Origin of the sequence: Vibrio sp. YT-17, from assembly GCF_033337375.1 — a bacterium.
Lineage (GTDB): Bacteria > Pseudomonadota > Gammaproteobacteria > Enterobacterales > Vibrionaceae > Vibrio > Vibrio alginolyticus.
The window spans coordinates 94183-118418 of sequence record NZ_JAWOQP010000015.1; the positions used below are offsets into that span (position 1 = coordinate 94183).

Annotated in this window: 17 protein-coding genes; 8 read left to right on the forward strand and 9 right to left on the reverse strand. The window is 45.7% G+C overall.

The features are described 5' to 3' along the window. Positions 1–166: 166 nt before the first annotated feature. Positions 167–592 (reverse strand): universal stress protein, encoded by a 426-nt coding sequence (locus R7F67_RS15580; protein ID WP_047101695.1) that lies wholly within the window; start codon positions 590–592, stop codon positions 167–169. 445 nt (positions 593–1037) lie between these two features. Here R7F67_RS15580 and R7F67_RS15585 point away from each other — a divergent pair, with 445 nt between their 5' ends. The 7 genes from R7F67_RS15585 to R7F67_RS15615 all read left to right on the forward strand — a co-directional run bounded on the left by R7F67_RS15585 (position 1038) and on the right by R7F67_RS15615 (position 12859). Continuing rightward, the gene (locus tag R7F67_RS15585; RefSeq protein ID WP_064376763.1) at positions 1038–2609 is read left to right on the forward strand and encodes an ATP-binding cassette domain-containing protein; all 1572 of its coding nucleotides are present in this window, start codon (positions 1038–1040) and stop codon (positions 2607–2609) included. Positions 2610–2815: 206 nt separating this feature from the next. Beyond that, positions 2816–4975 (forward strand): prolyl oligopeptidase family serine peptidase, encoded by a 2160-nt coding sequence (locus tag R7F67_RS15590; protein WP_053303799.1) that lies wholly within the window; start codon positions 2816–2818, stop codon positions 4973–4975. 528 nt (positions 4976–5503) lie between these two features. Then, positions 5504–6295: a hypothetical protein gene (locus tag R7F67_RS15595; RefSeq protein ID WP_017635247.1), complete on the forward strand. Its 792-nt coding sequence runs from the start codon at positions 5504–5506 to the stop codon at positions 6293–6295. A gap of 90 nt (positions 6296–6385) precedes the next feature. Continuing rightward, positions 6386–7528 (forward strand): efflux RND transporter periplasmic adaptor subunit VmeP, encoded by a 1143-nt coding sequence (gene vmeP / locus R7F67_RS15600; protein WP_053303798.1) that lies wholly within the window; start codon positions 6386–6388, stop codon positions 7526–7528. A 10-nt stretch (positions 7529–7538) separates the two neighbouring features. After that, positions 7539–10679 (forward strand): efflux RND transporter permease subunit VmeQ, encoded by a 3141-nt coding sequence (vmeQ, locus tag R7F67_RS15605; RefSeq protein ID WP_138939638.1) that lies wholly within the window; start codon positions 7539–7541, stop codon positions 10677–10679. Positions 10680–10799: 120 nt separating this feature from the next. After that, positions 10800–11885: an OmpP1/FadL family transporter gene (locus R7F67_RS15610; RefSeq protein WP_193837204.1), complete on the forward strand. Its 1086-nt coding sequence runs from the start codon at positions 10800–10802 to the stop codon at positions 11883–11885. 176 nt (positions 11886–12061) lie between these two features. Then, positions 12062–12859 (forward strand): hypothetical protein, encoded by a 798-nt coding sequence (locus R7F67_RS15615; RefSeq protein ID WP_258476169.1) that lies wholly within the window; start codon positions 12062–12064, stop codon positions 12857–12859. Positions 12860–12906: 47 nt separating this feature from the next. Here R7F67_RS15615 and speG read toward each other — a convergent pair whose 3' ends face one another. Next, positions 12907–13446, reverse strand: coding sequence for a spermidine N1-acetyltransferase (gene speG / locus R7F67_RS15620; protein WP_005375417.1), 540 nt, complete (start codon positions 13444–13446; stop codon positions 12907–12909). 246 nt (positions 13447–13692) lie between these two features. Here speG and R7F67_RS15625 point away from each other — a divergent pair, with 246 nt between their 5' ends. Continuing rightward, complete coding sequence (locus R7F67_RS15625; RefSeq protein ID WP_005375418.1) at positions 13693–13845, forward strand: hypothetical protein; 153 nt, start codon at positions 13693–13695, stop codon at positions 13843–13845. Positions 13846–13957: 112 nt separating this feature from the next. On the opposite strand, the gene R7F67_RS15630 is transcribed toward R7F67_RS15625, so the two are convergent. From R7F67_RS15630 to R7F67_RS15660, 7 genes are all read right to left on the reverse strand, one after another. After that, on the reverse strand, positions 13958–15007 hold the full coding sequence (locus R7F67_RS15630; protein ID WP_053303796.1) for a sensor domain-containing diguanylate cyclase: 1050 nt from the start codon (positions 15005–15007) through the stop codon (positions 13958–13960). Between the two features lie 282 nt (positions 15008–15289). After that, positions 15290–16141, reverse strand: a complete 852-nt coding sequence (locus R7F67_RS15635) for a carbenicillin-hydrolyzing class A beta-lactamase CARB-42 (RefSeq protein WP_005375420.1) — start codon at positions 16139–16141, stop codon at positions 15290–15292. 324 nt (positions 16142–16465) lie between these two features. After that, positions 16466–17017, reverse strand: coding sequence for a copper-resistant cuproprotein CopI (copI, locus tag R7F67_RS15640; protein ID WP_054574439.1), 552 nt, complete (start codon positions 17015–17017; stop codon positions 16466–16468). A gap of 76 nt (positions 17018–17093) precedes the next feature. Beyond that, positions 17094–20303 (reverse strand): efflux RND transporter permease subunit, encoded by a 3210-nt coding sequence (locus tag R7F67_RS15645; protein WP_318057264.1) that lies wholly within the window; start codon positions 20301–20303, stop codon positions 17094–17096. 2 nt (positions 20304–20305) lie between these two features. Beyond that, the gene (locus R7F67_RS15650; protein WP_258476167.1) at positions 20306–22024 is read right to left on the reverse strand and encodes an efflux RND transporter periplasmic adaptor subunit; all 1719 of its coding nucleotides are present in this window, start codon (positions 22022–22024) and stop codon (positions 20306–20308) included. Positions 22025–22036: 12 nt separating this feature from the next. Continuing rightward, a complete protein-coding gene (locus tag R7F67_RS15655; protein WP_258476166.1) occupies positions 22037–23425 on the reverse strand; it encodes a TolC family protein in 1389 nt (462 codons plus the stop codon). Positions 23426–23560: 135 nt separating this feature from the next. Continuing rightward, positions 23561–23983 carry a hypothetical protein gene (locus tag R7F67_RS15660; protein ID WP_258476165.1) on the reverse strand — a complete coding sequence of 141 codons (423 nt, stop codon included), beginning with the start codon at positions 23981–23983 and terminating at the stop codon, positions 23561–23563. Positions 23984–24236: the final 253 nt, after the last annotated feature.

A 24236-nucleotide genomic window follows, 5' to 3' on the forward strand; every position in this document is an offset into this window, starting at 1 on the left:
AGGGATCCTTGCTATCTAAATAACCATGCCCAGTAGGAGCGCGGGTTGGTTAGAAAATGTAACTCATAAATGATCGCCAAGCTAGTTTGGAAAACTGTTTAAGCTGTTTCAATATCAATAAAAAACCACCAAATAAATTGGTGGTTTTGGGAAGCGTTACGTTTTACTAATCATGAATAGGGACGACTAGAATATCCACCGGTGACTTGTTAATTAAGTGTCTCGAGTAAGAAATAATCTTGCTCCAGAAATCTTGGTGGTGGCCACAAATCAGAAGATCCACTTCTTGCTCTTTAATGGTGACCTCTAATTTATCAGCCAAGTCGCCAGTACCTACGAAGAAATGTTTAAGTGGGTAATCCATGTAATCACTAAATGTTGTTAAACATTCCATTGAATGCTCATTCAATGGCCTTTGATCCGGGTTTTCTTTAATGTCTACAAGCTCACGATAGATTTCTCCGTGCGTACCATCAATATGAATAAAGGAGATATCGGAGTCGAGATAGTTTGCCATTGATACCGCTCTGTCGATAAGCACGGTGCTTTCATCTGACAGTTCGAGTGCAACAAGGATATGTTTGTATTTCATAACCACGCCCTTATGTGGATTATCTTTACCCTAAGCATAGTATGGCTTGGATAAAAATTGTGTTGCTAAGATCTCGAAATTGTTCAAAGACTTGTTAAAAAGTTAATGTGATATAACAACTTACTGTGAAACTTTCTTTTTGTTCACATTTGGTTAGAAAGCTTGCTTTTTGAACAAAAAAGCGGCTACACTCTGTGCATCATTTCTCTAGGAGATTACGCCAACATGAAGAACTAAACCTGTCATCCATATTTTTACTTATTTTTTGGATCTGCAGGGTTAGTAGGCGTAGCTCACTTTCCGATATTTCTTTGCAACAAGACGACTTTTTGATTTGACGTATATCGTCGAGCTTTACATAGAGCTTAATGCGTTTGTGCACGCGTTTTGTTGCCATTTCAAATCATAGCTACGGCTGTTGTCCCTGTCATACAGGAGGCAAATTATGCCAGTTTTACAAGCTTTTAATGTTAGCCATCAGTTTGATAATGGCGATACGCTATTCCAGTCTATTTCTTGTTCCATGACTAAACGACGTGTTGGTTTGGTTGGGCGCAATGGCATCGGCAAGTCGCTTTTGACTTCCATTTTAGCGGGAGAAATTCAGCCTGCCAGCGGTGTTGTGACTGCTCCCTCTTCTTTCATGATGTATCGCCAGCAGCCGTCTGATCTGCTTTCAGGTCAGCAATCGATCGCCCAATTTCTGGGAACAGACTCGGCCTTACATGCTTTGAAGCAGATTGAACAAGGTGATGTTTCTGAGCATTGGTTCGAACTGGTTGGCGAACAGTGGGATATTGAACTGAAACTCAAACAGCAGCTTGCTGCGATGGGCTTGCCGCAAGACCCTGATTTCTCTTGTGCTCGGCTCAGTGGTGGTCAGTTGGCGCGTTTGCAGTTATGGCAGTTATTTGAAAACGAAACGGATCTTTTGATTCTCGATGAGCCATCCAATCACCTCGATACCGAGGCGAAACAATGGCTGATAGAGTCTATGACGCATTTCAGCGGTGCGATTTTACTCATCAGTCACGATCGTGAGCTGCTGCGAGAGATGGAGGAAATTTGGGAGCTATCGGGCCTAGGTTTACAGGCTTTTGGTGGAAATTACGATGTGTACGCCGAGAAAAAACGCACTGAACTGCAAGCGGTCGAGAGGCAGTTAGCGCAAGTCGATAAACAGAAAAAACGGTTAGCCGAGCAAGCCCAGAAAAATCGTGAAAAAGCAGACCAACGCGCCGCGCAAGGGAACAAACTGCGCAAAGACGGCAGTCAGCCCAAAATTTTGCTTGATGGAAAAAAGGATAGCGCGACCGCCAGCGCTTCAAATCGCAATAAGAATGAGCAACTCAGACAAGCGCATTTACAAGCCAAAGAACAGGCGTTGCAATCGCGACATGAGCAACTCAAGGCGCAAAAGCTTTATCTTACAGATAATCCGAACCGTTCGCGAAAAGTGTTGTCGATACAAGAAGGTATATTACCTTTTGGGAATTCTACGCCTATCACGTTGCAGATTTTTGCGAACGACAAAGTCCATCTCAAAGGGAGAAATGGCTGCGGAAAATCAACCTTGTTAAAGACGTTGCTTGGCGAGTTATCGTTGCAGAGTGGTGAGTTGCAAGTGAATACGCCTTTGTATTATCTCGACCAACATTTTGGTGCAGTGAATCCAAATCTTTCGTTACTTGAGAACGTAATGGAGAGCTGCCAAGAGATGACGGAAAGTGAAGCGAGGACCTTATTGGCCGGGATCGGTTTTCGTCGAGATGCAGTGTTTCGATTGGGGCGCCTACTGAGCGGTGGCGAGAAGATGAAGCTCGCGATGCTGATAGTCAGCCACCAAAATTCTCAGCCTTTGCTGCTGCTTGATGAACCAGATAACCATCTCGACCTCGAGTCAAAAATAATGCTTAGTCAGGCGTTAAATGTATACAAAGGTGGATTTGTTCTGATTAGTCACGACCAAGATTTCGCTTCTGAGTCTGGGGTTTTGCGCCAAATCGAGCTGACTTAGACGAAAGAGAGTAAACGCCATCGTGGCTCTTCAGTATTGTTCCCAAGTTCTACACTTCCACTTACTAGTTTGTAGAACTGGAAGGAAATGAGGGAGTTAGGATGGCTTTCACAACTCGTTTAATGAAATTAGATTCATTTTGTCGATATATAGTAGAGTTCTGATGTATTGCACAAAAAGACAACAGAAAAATAAAAAGGAATTTCATGAAAAAGAACACCCTAGCACTCACAACAGCTCTCGCACTCGGAAGTGTGTTGTCTGTGGCGCATGCCAATGAAGCGGCGCAATCGTCGGTTGAACAGGTAAGCCCGAAAGCCATCACGTATCCAACCACACAAAAAGTGGATATTGTCGATGACTACTTTGGTACAAAAGTGAGTGATCCTTATCGCTGGTTGGAAGACGATCTCAGCCCAGAAACCGCAGAATGGGTGAAGGCGCAAAATGCAGTGACGTTTGATTATCTGGCGAAAATCCCTTACCGCGAGCAGATTGAAGAGCGCATTACTAAGCTCATGGATTACGAAAAACAAAGCCAGCCGTTCAAAGAGGGTAAGTTCACTTACTTCTACAAAAATGACGGGTTACAAAACCAAGACGTGCTTTATCGGCAGCTAGGTGATGGTGAAGCAGAAATTTTCCTCGATCCAAATACTTTTAGTGAAGATGGCACCACATCGTTAGCGGGAGTGAGCTTTTCACGAGATGGATCTTTGGTTGCATACAGCATTTCGGAAGGCGGTAGCGATTGGCGCAAAGTCATTGTGTTAGACACAGAAACCAAAAAGCCCGTCGGTGAAACGCTGGTGGATATTAAGTTCAGTGGCATCAGTTGGCTCGGCAATCAAGGTTTCTATTACTCAAGTTATGACAAGCCAAAAGGGAGTGAACTTTCCGCGAAGACAGACCAACACAAGCTCTACTTTCATAAACTTGGAACGAAACAAAGTGAAGACCAGCTGATTTTTGGCGGCTTTGAGGAAGAGAAATACCGTTATGTTGGCGGCTATACGTCGGATGATGAACGCTACTTGTTTATCTCAGCCAGCGTATCGACATCGGGTAACAAACTGTTCTTTAAAGATCTGAGTAAGCCAAACAGCCCGCTTAAAACCATTTTAGATAACACCAGTTCTGATACTTGGGTGATAGACAACCAAGGCACGAAACTGTACTTGGTTACGAACCTTAATGCGCCGAACAAACGCGTCGTGACGGTGGATGCGAGTCAGCCGCAACCCAAAAACTGGAAAGATGTGATTCCTGAAACAAAGAACGTGTTACGTGTTTCTACCGCGGGTGGCAATTTGTTTGCGAGCTATATTGTTGATGCGATCTCGATGGTGAAGCAATACGACATGAACGGCAAACTCATCCGAGAAATCAAATTGCCTGATATTGGCAGCGCATACGGTTTCTCGGGTAAAAAAGATGAAACCGAAGTCTACTATTCTTTCACCAACTACAAGATGCCCAGCACTACGTATCGTCTGAACATCAAAGATGGTGATAGCGAGGTGTACTACAAATCTAAAGCGCCATTTGATCCAGCTTTGTATGACTCTCGCCAGGTGTTTTACACCTCAAAAGACGGAACAAAAGTGCCGATGATCATCACCTATAAAAAAGGGACACCGATGGACGGCAGTGCACCAACCATCCTATATGGTTATGGTGGTTTCAACATTAGCCTCACACCATCTTTTAGCCCGACACGTGCGGCTTGGTTGGAGCTTGGTGGTGTTTACGCGGTAGCGAACATTCGTGGCGGTGGGGAGTATGGTAAAGAGTGGCACAACGCTGGCATTCAAATGCAAAAGCAAAATGTGTTTGATGACTTTATTGCTGCGGCTGAATTCCTAATTGATGAAAAGGTAACGTCATCAAACAAGTTAGCCATTAACGGTGGATCGAATGGTGGCTTGTTAGTGGGGGCCGTTATGACGCAACGTCCACAGCTGTTTAAAGTGGCGCTGCCAGCAGTCGGCGTACTGGATATGCTGCGTTACCATACTTTTACCGCAGGTGCTGGTTGGGCGTATGACTACGGCACGGCAGAGCAAAGTAAAGAGATGTTCCAATATCTGAAAAGTTATTCGCCGGTGCACAATGTAAAAGCAGGGGTGGAATACCCAGCAACATTGATTACAACCGGTGATCATGATGACCGTGTTGTTCCTGCTCACTCATACAAATTTGCTGCTGAGTTGCAATCGAAGCAAGCGGGGTCAAATCCGACCTTAATTCGCATCGAAACCAATGCAGGACATGGTGCAGGCACACCAACGCGTAAAATAATTGAGACAAATGCAGATATTTATAGTTTTGCACTGTTCAATATGGGAATAGAGAAACTGCAATAGTGCGAATTGTTTGCGTTTTAGTTATCGAAACGCATCGGCGCTTTATCGCTCGATAATAAAAGGGAATCACAGAGAGTGACTCCCTTTTTATTTATTATAGGCCTACTATTCTAATCTGATGCTAGGCTAATCAAACTAAGGTTTTTTAAATTATTATAATGTTCTAATTAATCTGAAGAGTGTTGTACGATCGAAATGAAACATTGATCGCGATCACCTAAATCCATTGCACTCTCTATTTATATGGTAAAATTAATTAATCATTTGTTCTAATGATAATTGAATTTTCATAAGTTTTAATATTTCCTTCTTCATTGGTATTACCAAATTTCAAGTTATATAAGATATAAGTAGCGGTGATTGAACTTTTACGATGCTTTATTTTATTTTAATTAAAACGTCGAATGTTTCGTCATTATTGAATTTGCTTTGATAATTTATGTTATCCAAAGCGAGTTGTGTTGCTTGCTATTTATGATGACCTCATGACGTGAATAATTTTATAATCATTAAAATGGATACAGTTTTATGAATTTAGTGAAACCGTCTGTTGCCATTATGGTTGCAGCCCTACAACTCGCGTCTTCTGCCTATGCGCAGACAAACAATAACGAAGAACTACAAGATATGTCTGACCCACTTGCGGTATACACCCAAGCGGGCTTTGGTATTACTGATAAAGGCGCGAACATCAAAATCGGTCAAACTTATCAATCTAGCCAGCCTGGTACCATGGCGATGAACATCATTGAAATGAAAGGCATTGGTGGTGAGCTATTTGGCATTCGCGACAATGACGATCCAATATATGCCAACGTTGATGACAGCATTGACTCTTTCAGACTACGTAATTTCCAAGTAGAAGTCGCAAAAGGTCTAGGCCGTCAATTAGATGTAAACTACGACGTTGATAACGATAAATTAGATGCATCTTATAGCTTTATTCAAGGTCTACCTAAGTTTGGTATGTTGCAGCTATTTCCTTTAGCTGGTGCGGGTGTCACTATTGCTAATGATTTTAGTGGTGATGACAAAGGTTATGAAATTCCAGGTACTTTCACTGTTGTGGGTATGTACTCAAAAATTGAATTAACCGATAAAATCTGGATTAACTACAACCCAATGTATATGCATACGTTGTCAGGGTCTAGTCAATATAAAGATACTTATTACGCGGGTGAAGATAATATCTTGACTCATGAGTTTGCGTTGTCTTATCAAATTAATCCTCGCGCAAATATTCGTTACTTTGCAAACTGGAATGAGCACGTTAATTTCGGTGATGGTGATCACCGTATCGAATTTAACTACCAATTCTAACTCCCTCGTTTATTTCCAGAATAGAAAGTGTGTTTATCCATATATTTAAATATTTAGGCTAGGGCACTTTCTAAATAAAGTAGGTTTATCATGAAAGCCAAATATAAATTTGCGTTGGTATCTATTGCTATATCTTCTGCATTACTATCAGGATGCAAAACTGGCGATATCGCAACGAAAACAGCCCAAGCACCCTCTGTTGAAACCGTTACCCTAACCGAAACAAAAATCACTCCTTATCATACTTTTATCGGTCGAACTGAAGCGGTAAATGACGTTGATATTATGCCGCGAGTCGGTGGCGAATTAACCGCGATTCATTTTAAAGATGGCGATATGGTCGAAAAAGGCCAATTGTTGTTTGAAATCGACGACCGTCCTTACAAAGCGGCACTGGCGTATGCAAAAGCGTCGTTGCAAAAAGCAAAAGCACAACTCGTTCAAACTACGCGTGATGCAGAACGTGTGAAGAAACTCATCAAAGATAAAAGCATCAGTGAGCAGCAATACGATGACGCCATTGCTGCGCACGCCGCAGCGATTGCTTCGGTAGAAGAGGCGAAAGCGACGCTGGTTTCAGCAAGGCTCGATCTTGAATTTAGCTCTGTGCGCGCTCCTTTCTCTGGCCGCGTGGGTTTCAGCAACTTCCGAGTGGGTGACCGTATTTCGAAAATTCAAATCGTTCCTCTTGTTTCGATCACTCAAGTAGACCCAATTCGCTTTGGCTTTGATGTGGATGAGAAGCTCTACCGCCGAGTAAGAAGTGCCATTGATGTGGCTCATCGTAACGATGACAAACTGGATGTTGATTTAACACTGACGCTTTCAGACGGTTCATTGTATCCGCTTGATGGCAAGATCTACGCCGTTGGCAATAAGATCGATTTAGAAACAGGCTCAATTCGAGCAGAAGCACAATTCGATAATCCAACTTACGCGCTTATGCCGGGTGAATATGGCAACTTGACCATCAAGCTGCGCAACAAAACCATTGATGGTTTGCTTATCCCATCGGCGGCTGTTCAACAAGACCAAGCGGGTGACTACGTCATGGTGGTTGGTGATGATCACGTGGTGTCTCGTCGTAACGTTGAACTCGGTCAGACCTACGGTGTGAAACGTGCTGTGCTGACTGGTTTGGCGGCTAACGAAAAAGTCATCGTCCATGGTCTACAAAAAGTGCGTCCGGGTGCAACGGTGAAAGACGTTGAGCTACAGAGTGAACAAGGCTGAGTGAGTACTGATGTTAAGTAAATTTTTCATTCACCGGCCGAAATTTGCTTTGGTGATCTCACTGGCGATGACATTGATGGGTATGATCGCCCTGAAAGTCTTGCCAATTTCTGAGTATCCTCAAATCTCTCCAACGGTAATTACGGTGAGCACCATGTATCCGGGTGCAAATGCGGACGTGGTTAAAAAGACCGTAGCACAACCGATAGAAGCCAAAGTCAACGGCGTTGAAGACATGATTTACATGTCTTCTGTGATTGGTAACGATGGCTCATACACATTGCGTATTTACTTCCGAGTGGGCGCAGATGGCGATATGGCGCAGGTTCGTGTGAACAACTTGGTGGCACAGGCGACGTCGTCTCTACCACAAGAAGTAAACCAAATCGGTGTGACGGTTAAGAAGAAATCTTCCGACATGCTGGGCGTTATCACACTGCGTTCTCCGAAACAGTCTTACGACAGTATCTACCTTTCTAACTACGCGGATCTCAATATCGTTGAGCGTCTAAAACGTATCGAAGGTATGAGTGACATTACGCTGCTGGGTAAGAAAGACTACTCAATGCGTATTTGGTTGAACCCAAATAAACTGGCTACCTTGAAGCTTTCTGCTAGCGATGTTATTGGCGCAATTAAAACGCAAAACATCCAAGTGGCGGCGGGTAAGATCGGTGGTATGCCAGCTCCGGGTGACCAGCAATATCAATATGTTTTGCAAACCAAAGGCCGCCTCACTTCTGCGGAAGAGTTCGAGAACATCATCATTCGTGCGAGCAAGAAAGGTTCTTTGATTCGCTTGAAAGATGTGGCTCGTGTCGAAGTTGGCGCACAAGGTTACGAAGCTGATGGTCGTATGAATAACGAACCAGCAGCCGTTCTGGCCTTGTACCAGTTGCCGACCGCGAACGCGCTAGACGTGATGGAACGCGTGAAAGAGGCCATGAAAGAGTACGAGAAATCGTTCCCAGATGATTTGGTCTATGACATCGCGTATGACTCTACCGAATACGTAGAGACATCGATTGATGAAGTGTATGAGACGCTGGTGATTGCGGTACTTCTTGTCACCTTCGTTGTGTACGTTTTCTTGCAGAACTGGCGAGCGACCATCATTCCAACCTTAGCGATTCCGGTTTCCATCATTGCGACTTTCGCAATCATGGGCGTGATGGGCATGACCATTAACACGATCTCGTTGTTTGGCTTGATCCTCGCCATCGGTATCGTGGTGGACGATGCGATCATCGTGGTAGAGAACGTGGAGCGGGTTATCCATGAAGAGCATTTAGACCCGATTCCGGCCACTATCCAAGCTATGAAAGAAGTGACGGGGCCAGTATTGGCAACAACGCTTATTTTGTTGGCGGTATTCGTACCGGTTGCGCTATTGCCGGGTATTTCTGGTCGAATGTTCAACCAGTTCGCGGTCACCATCTGTGTATCGGTGCTGATCTCTGCGATCAACGCATTGACGTTAACGCCAGCGCTTTGTGCGTTGATGTTGAAATCTACTCACTCGCAACCTATTGCGCCTTTGCGTGCGTTTAACCGAGGTTTTGAAGCAATAACGCGCAAATACCAAGGTTTAGTTGGCTTCTTGAGCCGTCGTATTGTGCTGAGTATCGGTGTTTATGGCGCGCTTATTGCGGTGCTGGCATTTGCGTTCATGACCGTACCTTCTTCTTTCGTACCGAACGAAGATAAAGGCGTGTTCATGGTCGAAATGCGTTTGCCAGACGCAGCAGCATTGCAGCGTACTGCACCATTAATGAAGAAGTACGTTGATGAGCTAAAACAGATGGAAGGTGTGGAGAACGTGGTTTCGGTTGCGGGCTTCTCGGTAATTAACATGGCGTCGATTCCAAACTCGGGCATGTTGATCATCAAACTGGATAACTGGAGCAAACGTAAAGACCCTGAGCTACACCAACGTGCGTTGATGAACAAAGTTAACCAAATGCTGAACTCAACGCCAGATGCCGCTTCGTTCGTTTTCGCGACGCCGGCAATCAAAGGCATGGGTGCGGTGGATGGTTTCAACCTTGTGCTGCAAGACAACTTGGGCCGTTCTCCACAAGAGTTGGCAAAAACAACCGCTGATTTTGTTGCCCAAATCAATCAACTGCCTGAAGTGGCACGTGCGTTCTCGATTTTCCGTGCGAACATTCCGCAACGTTACATCGATATTGACCGCGATAAAGCGATTTCGATGGGCGTACCGTTGAATGAAATCTTCAGCACACTGCAAGCGCAGTTGGGCGGTGCCTACATTTCTGACTTCAACTTGTTTGGTCGTTCGTACCAAGTGAAAGTGCAAGCAGAAGAGCAATACCGTGACAATATCGACGACATCAACCATCTGTTTGTTCGCTCAAGCTCTGGAAAAATGGTGTCACTGGCAACGCTAGTGAAAGTGAAGCCGATCTTCGGCCCAGATACCTTGTCGAACTACAACATGTTCAGTTCTGCAACCGTGAACGGTGCGCCAGCGCCAGGTTACAGCTCGGGTGATGTTGTAAAAGCCATTGAAAAACTGGCTGCGGAATCTTTGCCAAGTGGTTACTCATACGAGTGGTCAGGCATGACTTACCAAGAGATGAAAGCAGGCAACATGGCACCAATCGCGTTCGCATTGTCTTTGCTGTTCACCTACTTGTTCTTGGTGGCTCAGTACGAAAGTTGGACCATTCCTGCTGCGGTAATGATGGCGGTTCCAGTCGCGATTCTCGGCGCAATGGGCACGCTATTGCTGGTGGGACAACCGTTCGATTTATACGTGCAGATTGGTGTGGTCATCTTGATCGGTATGTCCGCCAAAGTGGCGATTCTTATCGTGGAATTTGCCAAAGTTCTGCGAGAAGAAAAGGGCTTATCCATCATTGATGCTGCCAAAGAAGCTGCTCGAGTCCGTTTCCGTGCAGTACAGATGACCGCATTCGCCTTCATCTGGGGGGTATTCCCGTTGGTGATTGCATCGGGTGCCGGTGCGGCATCTCGTCACTCACTGGGCTTTGCGGTATTCGGCGGCATGATTCTCTCTACGTTTGTTGGCACGTTACTGACGCCAGTGTTCTTCGTGATGATGCAATCTCTGCGCGAGAAGTTTAAGCGAAAGAAACCCACTGAACTTGAGGTGAGCGAGCAATAACGCTGATTTCAACTGACTGACTCCACAACACCCCCACGCTGTGTGCGATTGGCCAATGCCTTTCATTGATATACAACCACCGTCGCAGCGTGGGTTTCCCAAACAATAATAGGTTTTAACATGAAAAATCTTTCAAAAATCGTCGTAGCGAGCTCTTTACTGACGTGTGCTGCTGCGCAAGCGGGTGGGTTATACCTTTACGAAACAACAGCATCGGATATTGGTTTGGCATCCGCTGGTATGGCGGCTCGTGCGCAAGATGCCTCAGTAATGGCAGCAAACCCGGCTGGTCTGGCGAATGTTTCTGGTAAATCTTTCTCTGGTAACCTGATTGGCCTTTACGGTGACGCGCAATTAGACACGATGACTGGCGATGCGGGCAACGTGATTGGTTTTGTTCCTATGGCGTCGGCATTTTACAGCCAACAAGTGAACGACAAATGGACGCTGGGTATTGGTCTGTATGGCAACTACGGCCTTGGCCTCGAGTACGAAGGTCTTTTGGGTGATCATTTAGATATTCCTACAGCAACGACGCAAGCCTTGACCATTCAACCTTCCGCTTCTTACCGCATCAATGATCACTGGTCTGTGGGTGCGGCGCTTGGCATTCAGTACGGTATGTATGAAGTGGAAACGAAGGGAGCCTTGAACTTCAATGACGAAGACCAAGATACTCAGCTCAACGGCCGAGTAGGTGTGCTTTATGAGGCAACACCAGGCACGCGTCTTGGTCTGTCTTACTCTTCTGAAACCGAATTTGAATTCGACAAGAGTAACTCCATTGCTCCACAACAACTGATCTTCAGTGCTTACCATGAAGTGAATGATGACCTAGCGGTGATGTGGAACGTGAACTGGCAAGACTGGAGCGAATACACAACCACGCTGAACGTAGAGACACAAGACACTTACCAAATCGCATTGGGTACTCAGTACAAACTGAATGAAAAAATGATGTGGAATGCAGGTTTTGCATTCGATACCAGCATGTATGAAAGTCAATCAAACGGTGACATTACCGTTCCTACTGGCAAGGCGTACCGCATTGGTACAGGCATTGATTACAAATTGGATTCAGAAAACTCAATTGGTTTCGCGTTTGAAGCGATCTTGATGGAATCGTCAGAAACGCCACGCTTACAAGCTGGCTTTGATGAGCCTGCGCTGTACTTCATGAGCATGAGCTACAACTGGAAAAACTAATCATTCCTAATCGCTAAAACGCCTTCCTTACAGGCCATTCTACCCTAACTACCTGCACTGGATGCTGTCACGCCATCTAAGGTAGTTAGGGCGCTTCTGTCACATCCAGTGAGTGATGATTCAAAAAATATCTGCGCAGCTAAGTGCGGGTATTCAACATCTCAAAGGACTAAAAAATGAAAAACAAACTAGCGTTAGTGTGTACGACTTTGTTGGTCAGTACGTTGGCTCATGGTGCCGAGCATCGAGTAAAAGGCAATAAAAACAAGTTGGCGGATGACCCAACAAAAGTCATCACGAAATTTGGCGCGTCTTACGCAAACAACTACGATTTTGATGATCAAAACATCTCATTCTCGGGCTCACTTGCGCTTGACCAAGCGCGCAAAATTAACCTGCGTATCAATGATGATGCGAGCGAGTGGCGTATTGGTGGCTCGTGGCTGTTTCCGGTCGGTATCGTGAACTTCAACTTCGGTAAAAATGAATACGTAAACGGCGCGGATCAAACCAACTACAGCGTTGGTACCTTTATGCCGCTAAGTTATTTCGGGATTGAGCCAGCAGGCTTCCAAATTTTCCCAATGGCAGGCTATACGTACAACACTGGTGATCTTCCTGTTTGTGACGGTGCAGAAAGTAGTCTCTGTAGCGAGCCTAACTTTACGGGTACGCCAAGTGCAGAGAATGGCTTCAATATGATGAGCTCTTCAGGCAGTAGCGGTTACGTTGGTGCATTTGCGCTGAAATCGTTTACCAAAGAGCTGACGTTAATCAGCTTCGCAGCAGGCACTTACGGCTCAGAAAACAGTGAAGGAGAGAACTACAAAGGCTTCTTTGGTGGTATTGGTCTTGGTTACCTCGTGAGCAAACGCCACTCTTTTAACGTAATGACGTTTGTCATGGACAACAACACCTATTTGGATGAAGCAGACAAGCGCATCGTATTATCATATCAATATCAATTTGAATAAATAAAAACGCAGCCCAAATAGCTGCGTTTTTACTTTGATAGAATGAACTAGTGAATTGAGTTGTTTTCTTCGATCTTTTTCTGGTACTGGTGTTTTAATATATACATGCGCTTAACATCGCTGTAAGCGCCGTTAATAAAGTATTCTTCTACAAGGTGACCTTCTTCGATAAAGCCGCACTTTTTGTATAAGTGAATAGCGACTTCGTTATCCACTGCGACTAATAAGTAGATTTTACGTAGATTAAGAATTGAGAATGAGTAATCTAACGCACGATTAATCATCTCTGTCGCATAACCTCGGCCTTGATGCTCTGGGGCGATGATTATCTGAAATTCCGCGCTGCGGTGAATGTAGTTAATCTCGATCAGCTCAACTAAGCCAATTACGATGCCGTCTTCATCTTCGACGACAAAACGCCTTTCAGCGTCATCATGTATATGTTTTCGATAAAGTTCTTCGAGCTCGTCATAAGACTCGTAAGGTTCTTCGAACCAGTAGGCCATGATATTTCGGTTGTTATTCAGTTCATGAATAAAGCGCAAATCAGAACGCTCTAATGCACGCATTTTTAGGCCTTTCTTCATCATTTTTCTCCAATGAGGGCGGAGAATACCTCCGCACTTGATGCTAGAAAATATTACCGTATTTCACAAGAATCGCGCATCTTTTTTTGGAAAATATCCTGTGATTTTCAATGTGGAAACTTAGAGTTCACGACAAATATAAATTAATCTTTACGATAAAAAACTCGATTAGGTGCTTTGCCTAATATCGTATTAAATACCGCGCAACGACTTAGTGTCTTAATCTAAACAAACAAGGTATTCAATATGTTTTCAATCGGTGACGTAGTAGTAGCGACTAAAGGTATCGATCTTGGCGAAATGGTTGTTACAGGTTTAAGCAGTGGCGGTTTTTACACACATGTAAAAGCAGGCGAAAAAACACTAACTTACCCAGCTAAAGATCTTAAGAAAGCATAATTAAATTTGCTCATTCTTATTTTTAACTGGCTTAAAGTTCGTATTAGTTATTTTAAGCGGGTTAGAATCGATAAAAGGTAGCGCAATGAGTCACTACCTTTTTTTATTTTTTCTACCTTTCTTCACCAATATGAAACTCAACGCGATTTCTTCCGGTTTCTTTTGCCTTGTAAAGTGCTAAGTCGGCGCGTTTAACGAGTGGTTCAAATGAGTCGTCGAGACGACAGACTTGAGTTACCCCAATACTCGCGGTGAAGCTCATATCACAACCTGAATGTTGAACGGTCGTCGTTTCTAGTGCATTACGAATCGTTTCTAATGTGTCTAGAGCTTGCTGTGATGAGCGACTTCTTAATACGATGGCAAACTCTTCACCGCCAACTCTGGCAAGTAAGTCACAATCAAGTAGATGACTTTTAATAGTATTAACTGCATGGATCAGTGATTTATCGCCTGCGTCATGACCAAATCGGTCATTGAGGCTTTTAAAATTGTCGAGATCTAAAATAGCAACATGGAAGTCAATGCCCTGGGTTCGGTATTCATTTAGGCGGCTTTCGATTTGTCGCATGAACTCTCTGCGGTTTGGAATACCTGTTAGATCATCCGTCGTGGCGAGGTGCTCCATTTTCATAATCTGTATATGAAGGGCAATGTTTAAAGCAATCCAATTAGCGATGCACTGAAGCTGTGCCGCTTGTTCGTTTGTGTAAATGTGCGTTTGATGATGCGCAACGTTAAGCGTTCCTAGGCAGACTTTACCGTGCATTAAAGGCGCGTCCATACACGTACCCATACCATTGGATGCGAGCATCACACAATCGATCTCATCAGATTGCGTAACATCGTCGCAGATCATCAGTTGTTGCTTTTTGAACACTCGGCCAACAAACGCTTGATGAATGGGCACTAAAAATTCAGCGGGAATCGCTTTACTACCAGAGAAAGAGTAGACCTTTAAATGATCATTGTTTTCATAAAGTGTGATACTCGCACGGTCAGAATTAAATATACGATTTATCCATTCTGCCACCGTATCAAGTACTTGCTGTAGTGTTTCCGATTGAGCTAAAAAGTGAACAAACCCTATCGGCATACATATCGGACTTTCCATGTTTTGCATCGATAAGTCATCAGGGTTAAAAGTTCTTTCAAGTCTCAATAGACATCTCCTTGGCAATGTTGCAAATACCAACAATAAATTACGTGAAGCTATTTTGTAGAAAATGTGCTTCTTGGTAAGAGTATGGTTCAATTATCGCCGTTTTTGTGCATTTGGTTGCTTAATGTGGGCGTTAACTCACCCTAAATAAGTAAATCTTATACCTATTTATAAGTAAGTCATTACTCAATAAGTGGTGTTTTTAAGATGGAAGTGCAGAATGAGCCCTTCTGGAAGAGAAGGGCTAGAAAAGGATACAAATAGGGTCAGGTGAGTGGTGAGTTAATTGTCTTTGTACTTTTGTAAAATCAACTGACTTATCTGCGCAACGAGTTGGTCCCTAGCTTGAAGTGAGAGCTCGGTTTCTGTGACATAAATACTAATGTAAACAGGTCGATGATTTTCCTTCCATATAATCGCGTTAATGCCACGCGAACCATGACCTCCCGCACCAGAACGGTCTGCAATAGACCAACCTGTTGGTAATACAGAACGCATTAACGAGTCTGAAACTTTGTTGTCCTGCATCCAGATTTTTAATTGCACACGAGACTCATAAGACAACGTTTCGCCTTCGACCAAAGTTCGTAGAGTGTTTAGTATGGCGTTAGGTGTGGTTGTGTCGCGGCTGTCGCCTGGTGTGGCTTCGTTCAAGCGAGGTTCTATTCTGTCTAGGCGCGTTGCTTTATCTCCAATTGTTCGCAGAAACATTGTTACGGCCTTAGGGCCGCCAATTTCATTTAATACCAAGTTGGCTGCAGTATTATCACTCATTAACATAGCGGCTTCACACGCGTGCTCTATGCGTGTGTTTTGGCCTGCGAGCTTATCCATCACTGGAGACCATACAACGATACTGCGCTCATCGACTTTTGCGGTCGCATTTTTACTTAGCTTACCGCTGTCCATATCACTTAACATTTTGGCACAAGCTAGGGTTTTGAATGTGCTCATGAGTGGGAAGCGTTCATCGCCACGGTAATCCCAACGCTCGTCTGCTTGGGTATCCCAAACTGACACCCCAATTCTGCTTGAGGTTTGTTGCTCGAGGAGAGAAATGTCCTCATTCAGTTGGGACGCGTAACTTAGGGTTGAGCAAACCATTAGCCCAGCCAACAAAAATAACTTTTTCATGGATCGTGTTCTTCAATTTTAGTTTTAGTTCGCACGGTAGCGATGTCACGTAAACTATAACGAGCCAATACTCTAAACACTGTTAAATCTATGTCTATTTTATGTAGGATTCTTTGCAATACGCTTAAACGGTCTCAATATGGGGAGAAGAGTGTTGCTATCAAGGCCTGTAGTTTGGCTTATATATTACGTCGGTGATTCGGTCACAAAAATATCTTAGCGTGAGACACTGGCTCAGAATTTCTTATCATGAGCTAACGAATAGTTTGATCCAGAAATAAAAGGAGCTGAATCATCAGCTCCTTTGTCTAGTTGGATAATTACTTACAGTTCAATCTTTTTAACCATGCCCGATTCTGCATGGCCCGGAATGTTGCACGCGAACTCAACCTTGTTGTCACCGTGGAAGTGCCACAACAACTGCTTCGCTTTGCCTGGTTCGACCGTCACAGAGTTGCCCGAGTCGTGCATATGATCACCGCTCATTGTCTTCATCATTTCACGATGTTCTAGCTGCTCTTTAGCCGAACCAATCGTAAACTCGTGGTTGATCTTACCGGTGTTCATGACTACAAACTGCACCACATCGTTTGGCTCAATCTTAACGTCTTTTTTGAACTTGATGGTCATGTCATCACCCAAGATTACGTGTACCACCTTGTCTGGCTTTGCCCCTTTTGCTGGCATACCTACTGCCGACATGCCCGGCATATCCATCATGTTTGAATGGTCCATTTTACTGTGGTCCATCTTCATGCTGCCGTGGTCCATGTTTTCATGCTTCATGTTGCCATGGTCCATGTTTGAATGATCCATTTGGGCAAACGCAGTCGTTGTTGTTAGGGCTAGAGCAAGAGTGATTAGTGTCTTTTTCATTTTTATATCCTTGTTTTAATTCATTAATAACTTGGTTGCTTCCCCTCAAACGGCATGTTTGAGAGGAAGGTAAGGATTAAGCCTTGTTATCAGTGCGATCTGTGCTGTCGGCGTTTTCGATTTGGTTGCCAGTTTGCGTGCTTGTTTGGCTCGGAGTTGAGTTGTTTGGGCGCAACTCACGTTGTTTCCACAGCTTGAAGATGGCTGGAAGTACCAACAGCGTCAGCAGCAGTGCCGATGCCATACCGCCAATCATTGGTGCGGCGATGCGTTGCATTACTTCTGATCCTGTACCTTCGCCGTACATGATCGGAATCAGACCAATAATGACCGTCAGTACCGTCATCATTACTGGGCGGACACGCAGGCCTGCACCTTCACGAATGGCATCGGTTAGGTCTTTCGCCTCAAGCTTCTGTTGGCTCTCTTCCGCATCCAGCTTTTTGTAGTGCCATGCTTGGTTGAGGTAGACGAGCATGATGACCCCAATTTCAACCGCGACGCCTGCGAGGGCAATAAAGCCGACCCCAACAGCAATCGAGAAGTTGTAGTTGAGGATATGCATGAGCCACAAACCACCAACCATAGCGAGCGGTAGGGTAAGCATGATGATCATCACTTCGCCAACGCGACGGAAGCTGAAGTAAAGCAGCAGCATAATGATGGCGATAGTGATTGGTACCACGACACTCAAGCGGTCTTTCGCACGTTCCATGTATTCGTATTGACCAGACCAAGCCAACGAGTAACCCGCAGGAAGCTCCAACTGATCGGCCACGACTTGCTGTGCTTCCACGACGTAAGAGCCAAGGTCACGACCATCGATGTCGACAAACACCCAGCCGTTCGGGCGTGCGTTCTCTGTCTTGATCATTGGAGGACCGTCTTCGTAACGAATGTCCGCTACGTCAGCCAGTGCAATACGAGCGCCATTTGGTGTCACTAACGGTAAGTTTTGCAATTTTACCACTGAGTCACGGTAGTCTTGTGGGTAACGAACGTTGATTGGGTAACGCTCCAAGCCTTCGATGGTTTCACCCACATTCATACCGCCTACCGCAGTAGAGATCACTTGTTGAACGTCTTTGATGCTTAAGCCATAACGCGCTGCGGCACGACGTTTAATGTCGATCGTGACATAACGACCACCTGCGACACGTTCTGCGTAAACCGATGCTATACCTTGTACGCCATTAAGAATTGGCTCCAGCTGGGAACCGATCTTCTCAATCACTTTCAGATCGGGTCCGGCGATCTTAATGCCGATAGGGGTTTTGATGCCCGTTGCCAGCATGTCGATACGCGTTTTGATCGGCATTACCCAAGCATTAGTAAGACCAGGGAACTGAACCAGTTTGTCGAACTCTTTGCGTAGTGACTCGGTTGTTACGCCTTCACGCCATTGGTCGCGTGGCTTCAACTGAATCACGGTTTCGATCATGGTGAGTGGTGCTGGATCGGTTGCGGTCTCAGCTCGGCCAATCTTGCCCCATACGGTTTTCACTTCTGGAACGGTTTTGATCAGCTTGTTGGTCTGTTGTAGAAGCTCGCGCGCCTTACCAATTGAGATACCCGGATAGGTCGTTGGCATGTACATCAAGTCGCCTTCATCCAGCGGAGGGATGAACTCGCTACCCAGTTTACTGGTTGGGTAGTAAGCCGATGCCATTAGGCCTAATGCGATAACAATCATGGTCTTAGGGTATTTTAAGCTGGTGTTCAACAGCGGGCGGTACAGCGCGACCAAGCCGCGGTTAACCGGGTTTTTGTGTTCCGGTAACACCTTACCGCGAATGAAGTAGCTCATAAGAACAGGGACGAGTGTGATCGCCAAACCTGCTGCCGCTGCCATGGCGTACGTCTTAGTGAACGCAAGCGGCGAGAACATCTTGCCTTCTTGGCCTTCTAAGGCGAACACCGGTACGAAGCTAAGAGTAATAATCAGCAACGAGAAGAACAGCGGTGCGCCAACCTCTTCTGCGGCTTTGCCAATTACTTGCCAGCGGTTTTTGTCGGTAAGTGGCGTTCGTTCAATGTGCTTGTGAACGTTTTCAATCATCACGATTGCACCATCTACCATGGCACCGATGGCAATCGCGATACCACCAAGGGACATGATGTTGGCGTTGATGCCTTGCCAATGCATTACGATAAACGCAGTGAGAATGCCAACCGGTAGGCTCAGAGCGATAACCAATGAAGAACGAATGTGGAACAGGAACAACGCACACACAATCGCAACGACGATGAACTCTTCTGCAAGCTTCTTCCAGAGGTTTTCTATCGCTGAATCGATAAGGGTAGAGCGATCGTAAGTTGCAACAATTTCCACGCCTTCTGGCAGGCTGCGTTGTAGGTCTGCGAGTTTGTCTTTGACTTTTGCAATCACTTCACTGGCGTTTTCACCAAAGCGCATCACGATAACGCCACCGACCGCTTCACCTTCGCCATTCAGCTCTGAGATACCACGGCGCATTTGTGGGCCAAGGTTAATGTCTGCGATATCACCTAATAGCAACGGCGTGCCTTTCTCAGTGACTTTTAGCGGCAGTGACTTGATGTCTTCAATGCTGGTTAGGTAACCCGTGGTACGAACCATGTGTTCGGCTTCCGCAACTTCGATAACGGACGCGCCGGTTTCTTGGTTGCCGTTTTGGATTGCCATGTTCACTTGTTGCAAAGTGAGGTTGTACGCACGCAGCTTGGCAGGATCAATCTGCACTTGATACTGCTTCACCATACCGCCCACGGTAGCGACTTCAGAAACGCCATCCACGGTTTGCAATTCGTACTTCAGGAACCAGTCTTGCAGGCTGCGGAGATCCGCCAAATCATGCTTGCCGGTTTTGTCTTGTAATACGTAGCTGTAAACCCAGCCTACGCCCGTTGCATCAGGACCTAGGGTTGGTTTTGCGTTCGGTGGCAGCTTTGGTGCTACTTGGCTTAAGTACTCCAACACGCGTGAACGTGCCCAGTACATGTCGGTATCATCGTTGAAAATGATATAAACGTAAGAGTCACCAAAGAAAGAGTAGCCACGAACCGTCTCAGCTCCCGGCACGGCAAGCATGGCGGTGGTGAGTGGGTAAGTAACTTGATCCTCGACGACTTGAGGAGCTTGACCCGGATAGCTTGTCTTGATGATCACTTGCACATCAGAAAGATCCGGAATCGCATCAACAGGCGTATTCTTTACACTGTAAAGTCCGCCTAATATAAGGGCTAAGGTCGCGACCAACACTAGGAATCGGTTACTCAGTGACCAACGAATAATAGCATTGATCATAATTAACCCTCGACGGCTGTTGTTGCAGGAACTAGCTGTCTAAGAACGTAGTCAGATCCTTGTTTTTCAACTAGAAACCGAACTTTCTGTCCTTCTTCAAAACCCGATAGATCAACATCTTCACCGACAGAGAAGTTCATCTCGCCAGCATCCCAGTTCCATTCTGCAACCGGTAGGTGGTTTAAGGTGATCATGCCAAAATCAGCCATCAGCATTGTGATGTCACCAGTTAGCCAAACCTCTGCGGCAATGACGCTGTTGTCTGCCTTGTAGTCGATGATTTGGTACTGACCGGACTCCGTCTTTTGCATTTCAAATTCGATAGCCTGACCTTTTTTCAAGTCACCCATTTCAACGCCATCTGCGAAAGTGAAGTTCATTACCATGCCCGGCCAATCCCATTCTGGTAGAGGTTGGTGGTTGATGGTCAGCATGCGGTGATCTTTCATTACGTCTGTGATTTCACCTTTGGCCCATGCTGTTTCTGCCGCTGCTTCTACACCATTGATGCGAGACAGATCCGCCGACTGGCTTGATTCAGAATCGAGCATGAAGTGAGATGAAGTAACGATCTTATCGCCTTGTTTAAGTCCTTGTAATACTTCGATTTGTTCGCCAGCTTCGCGGCCAACTTCAATTCGAGCAGAACGGTATTTGCCATCACCTTCCGCCAGAACAACGCGAGTCATACCGCCAGAGCGGATAACAGATGATTTAGGAATCGTTAATACTGCGTCATCAGTGACAGGTTGAAGGGCAATGTTGGCGAACATGTTTGGCTTCAATGCGCCATCTGGGTTAGGGAATTTAAGGCGCACACGCAACGTACGTGTTTTCGGATCGAGGATTGGGTACACGTAATCGACAACACCTTGCCATTCATTGCCCGGAATCGCGTCAAGGGTCATCGTGGCTTGAGAGCCCGCTTTCATCCAGTGCGCTTGACGCTCAAAGACTTCCGCATCAACCCAAACATTGTCCAAAGGACCTGCACTGATCACCGCTTGAGCAGGGGACAAATAGCCACCTTCACGCACGTTTAAGCTCGCGATAACGCCATCAGCAGGCGCTTTGATTTCAATGGTTTGCGATGCTTTACCACTACGAGTAATGGATTTGATTTGAGCACGGTCAACCCCAAGCGTTACCAAGCGTTCGGTCGCGCCTTTTACCAGACCTTTGCGGCCAGTGCGGTACGCATTCAGCAATTCTTCTTGTGCTTTAACCAGTTCAGGAGAGTAGAGCGTGAAAAGCACATCGCCTTTCTTCACTTTCTCACCCACGGCATTGATGGAGAGTTTTTCTACCCAACCCGCCACACGAACGTTGGTTTGCCATAACAGACTTTCATCAAAGGCAATATAGCCAACCGTTTCGATGCGTGGTGATAGCTGTTGCAGTGTCGCGTTTGCGGTTTTAACCCCGAGGTTATTTTCTACTGAAGGGTCGATAGTCACAGTACCCGGTGCGTCTTGTTCACTGGATAGATCTTCTGCGTAAACCGGGATCAAATCCATGCCCATTGGGGATTTACCCGGCTTGTCGCGTTTGTAATTCGGATCCATTGGGGCAACCCAGTAAAGTGGATCATTGGAGCTTGCACCAGAATCGCCACCCATCACACTCATGTCGCGAGCCGAGCCCGTAAGAAAATAATTAGCACCAAACCCTAAAGCACCACCAACAATCAGCGCGATGGTTGCAATTTTTAATGTTTTCATTGTTTTACCTTATTATTTTTTAAATTCAGACAGTTCTGGTTGCTCGACTTGATAGTCGAAACCACCGAGTAGGGTGGCTAAATTGCTGTTTGCGATGTTGAGATCGGTCAGCAGACGTTGTTGCTCCAATTGCAGAGCCAACTCGTCAGTAGTGGCAGAAATCACATCGTTAAACTGCGCTGTGTTGTTTTGATAACCCCGCTCAACGGCTTGAATGCGCGCTTTCGCTTGAGGCAATAAGGTGGATTGATAACGTTCTAAGCGTTGGGTTAAGTTGCCGCGATCAACCAGCAAAGTGTTCACCTTGGCATTCATCTGCGTTAGTAAGGTGTCTTTTTGCGATTGTGCCGCACCAACTTGGTATTGAGCGGCAGCAAGATTGCGATCTTGGCGGTCACCAGTGAACAGTGGAATGTCCATGGTTAAGTAAGCGCTGACCAAGTCAGAAGCGGGTTCGCCCATCATGTTGTCGGCTTGGCGGTAGGCGTACATTACTTCGACGCCAAATTGTGGGTTGTAGGCTTGCTCAGCAATTTCCACCTGCGTTTTATTGGCAGAAATGCTGGCGTCGGCCATCTTAACCATCGGGTGTTGGCTGAGTTGCTGATAATGCTTGGTGGAATTCTGACTCGCAGCAAGTTTGCTATTCAGTGTGTCCCAATTAAGTTGATTGCTCGCGTGCAGAGCCTGTTCGTTTGCCAACCAATCTGACCCCAACCATTCGGAGAGTTGAGAGATAAGACGACTTTGCATTTGTGCGTTGGCTTGCAGTTTCTCGTCTAGCTTACTCACTTGAAGTTGCGCGTTGAGTAGGTCTTGCGCTTCACTCTTGCCAATCGAGTAATTGGTTTGAATAAAGCTTTCCATTTCCTTCATCAACTTGCGATTCTCAAGCATGATTTGCTCAGCGCGTTGCTGGTAACCAAGCTCTAACCAAAGTTGAGTCATGCTGTTGGCTACCTCAAGCTCACGAGCATGCACTTGAAGCCCAAGGCCGTCGGCTTGTTGATTGGCTTTCTTCTGCTGTAAATCAAGCGTAGAGCCACGCTCAAACTGTTGCATTAAACCAACGGAGATGTTGGTCATTGGGTCTTCATCGAATTTGAAGCTGTCGACAGGCAAGCCACCAAAACCCACTTTCAGTTTTGGGTCCATCAAGGTTGCACTTGCGACGCCCGTTTCACGCATGGCAGCAGATTGCGCTGAGTATTGCTTACGATTGCCATCGTTACTCAAAGCGACGTTGATCAGTTGGGTAAGCTTGGTCGTTGAAGCTCGCTCACTTGATGCGGAATTTTGTGCTGCGTGCGTCTCTTTACCAGCGGCGTTAACCAAGGTTGGCGCAGCGACCAGAGCCACCATAAAAATAGGTGCAGCTAAGCGGTATGGTTTGATATCCATAATCTAAATCCAGTGTTCGCCGGATCGATGGAGGTGCGGATTTTATTGCGGGAACAGTAAAGCCTTGTTACCTCATCGTTCAGGCGCATTAAAACAACCTGCGATAGATGTGCAGGGTCGAATGCTAGGACGGATTTAGGCTATAGGAGGTCGGTACAGGTCGCGGCTGACGTGTACGACTGGGGAAGCAACTTCAGGAGTAATAGTTGCGCGATAGACGACGGGCATCGGGCTATTGACAGGATTCGGTAGGGGGACGAAAACTATCGTACACGCGGCAGTACAGCAGGTATGAACCATGCCGGAGCCTCCACCACAGTTCATGCTGGTTTCTCTTGCATCGCCATCTTCGGACATAGAACCGTCAGTCATGGAGACGTCCATCATGCCAGGCATACCGCAGTGTTCGATGTCACTCATCATAGAAGGATGGTGAGCCATGCCAGTAGACATCATTTGAATATTCATCAACGGCTCACTGTTCGCCACACTAGATACCAATAGTACTAGCGTTGTGAAGAGAGTTAACCAGATTGTATGCAGCGATTTTAAGTGCATACCCTTTCCCATGTGTTTGATGAAAATGATGAAAACCCTTCGATTCTAAAGGTTAACCTAAGGGTAAGGTCAATCATTTATTACTCTTATTATCAAAATAGTCCACCCCTTCAGTTTTCGCTCTTTCGAGGGAGTAAAACGTTTGTTAAACACCGAGTGTTGAAAGTTAGCGAAAGAAGCCCTCGCTTTTTATGACACGTGAAAAATGTGGTTTATAAGTTTTACATCACACTAACTTGTCTTACAAATGATT

Coding starts and splice junctions, on each gene's coding strand:
- R7F67_RS15580 (WP_047101695.1), bottom strand. CDS start 592: ATGAAATACAAACATATCCTTGTTGCACTCGAACTGTCAGATGAAAGC.
- R7F67_RS15585 (WP_064376763.1), top strand. CDS start 1,038: ATGCCAGTTTTACAAGCTTTTAATGTTAGCCATCAGTTTGATAATGGC.
- R7F67_RS15590 (WP_053303799.1), top strand. CDS start 2,816: ATGAAAAAGAACACCCTAGCACTCACAACAGCTCTCGCACTCGGAAGT.
- R7F67_RS15595 (WP_017635247.1), top strand. CDS start 5,504: ATGAATTTAGTGAAACCGTCTGTTGCCATTATGGTTGCAGCCCTACAA.
- vmeP (WP_053303798.1), top strand. CDS start 6,386: ATGAAAGCCAAATATAAATTTGCGTTGGTATCTATTGCTATATCTTCT.
- vmeQ (WP_138939638.1), top strand. CDS start 7,539: ATGTTAAGTAAATTTTTCATTCACCGGCCGAAATTTGCTTTGGTGATC.
- R7F67_RS15610 (WP_193837204.1), top strand. CDS start 10,800: ATGAAAAATCTTTCAAAAATCGTCGTAGCGAGCTCTTTACTGACGTGT.
- R7F67_RS15615 (WP_258476169.1), top strand. CDS start 12,062: ATGAAAAACAAACTAGCGTTAGTGTGTACGACTTTGTTGGTCAGTACG.
- speG (WP_005375417.1), bottom strand. CDS start 13,446: ATGAAGAAAGGCCTAAAAATGCGTGCATTAGAGCGTTCTGATTTGCGC.
- R7F67_RS15625 (WP_005375418.1), top strand. CDS start 13,693: ATGTTTTCAATCGGTGACGTAGTAGTAGCGACTAAAGGTATCGATCTT.
- R7F67_RS15635 (WP_005375420.1), bottom strand. CDS start 16,141: ATGAAAAAGTTATTTTTGTTGGCTGGGCTAATGGTTTGCTCAACCCTA.
- copI (WP_054574439.1), bottom strand. CDS start 17,017: ATGAAAAAGACACTAATCACTCTTGCTCTAGCCCTAACAACAACGACT.
- R7F67_RS15645 (WP_318057264.1), bottom strand. CDS start 20,303: ATGATCAATGCTATTATTCGTTGGTCACTGAGTAACCGATTCCTAGTG.
- R7F67_RS15650 (WP_258476167.1), bottom strand. CDS start 22,024: ATGAAAACATTAAAAATTGCAACCATCGCGCTGATTGTTGGTGGTGCT.
- R7F67_RS15655 (WP_258476166.1), bottom strand. CDS start 23,425: ATGGATATCAAACCATACCGCTTAGCTGCACCTATTTTTATGGTGGCT.
- R7F67_RS15660 (WP_258476165.1), bottom strand. CDS start 23,983: ATGCACTTAAAATCGCTGCATACAATCTGGTTAACTCTCTTCACAACG.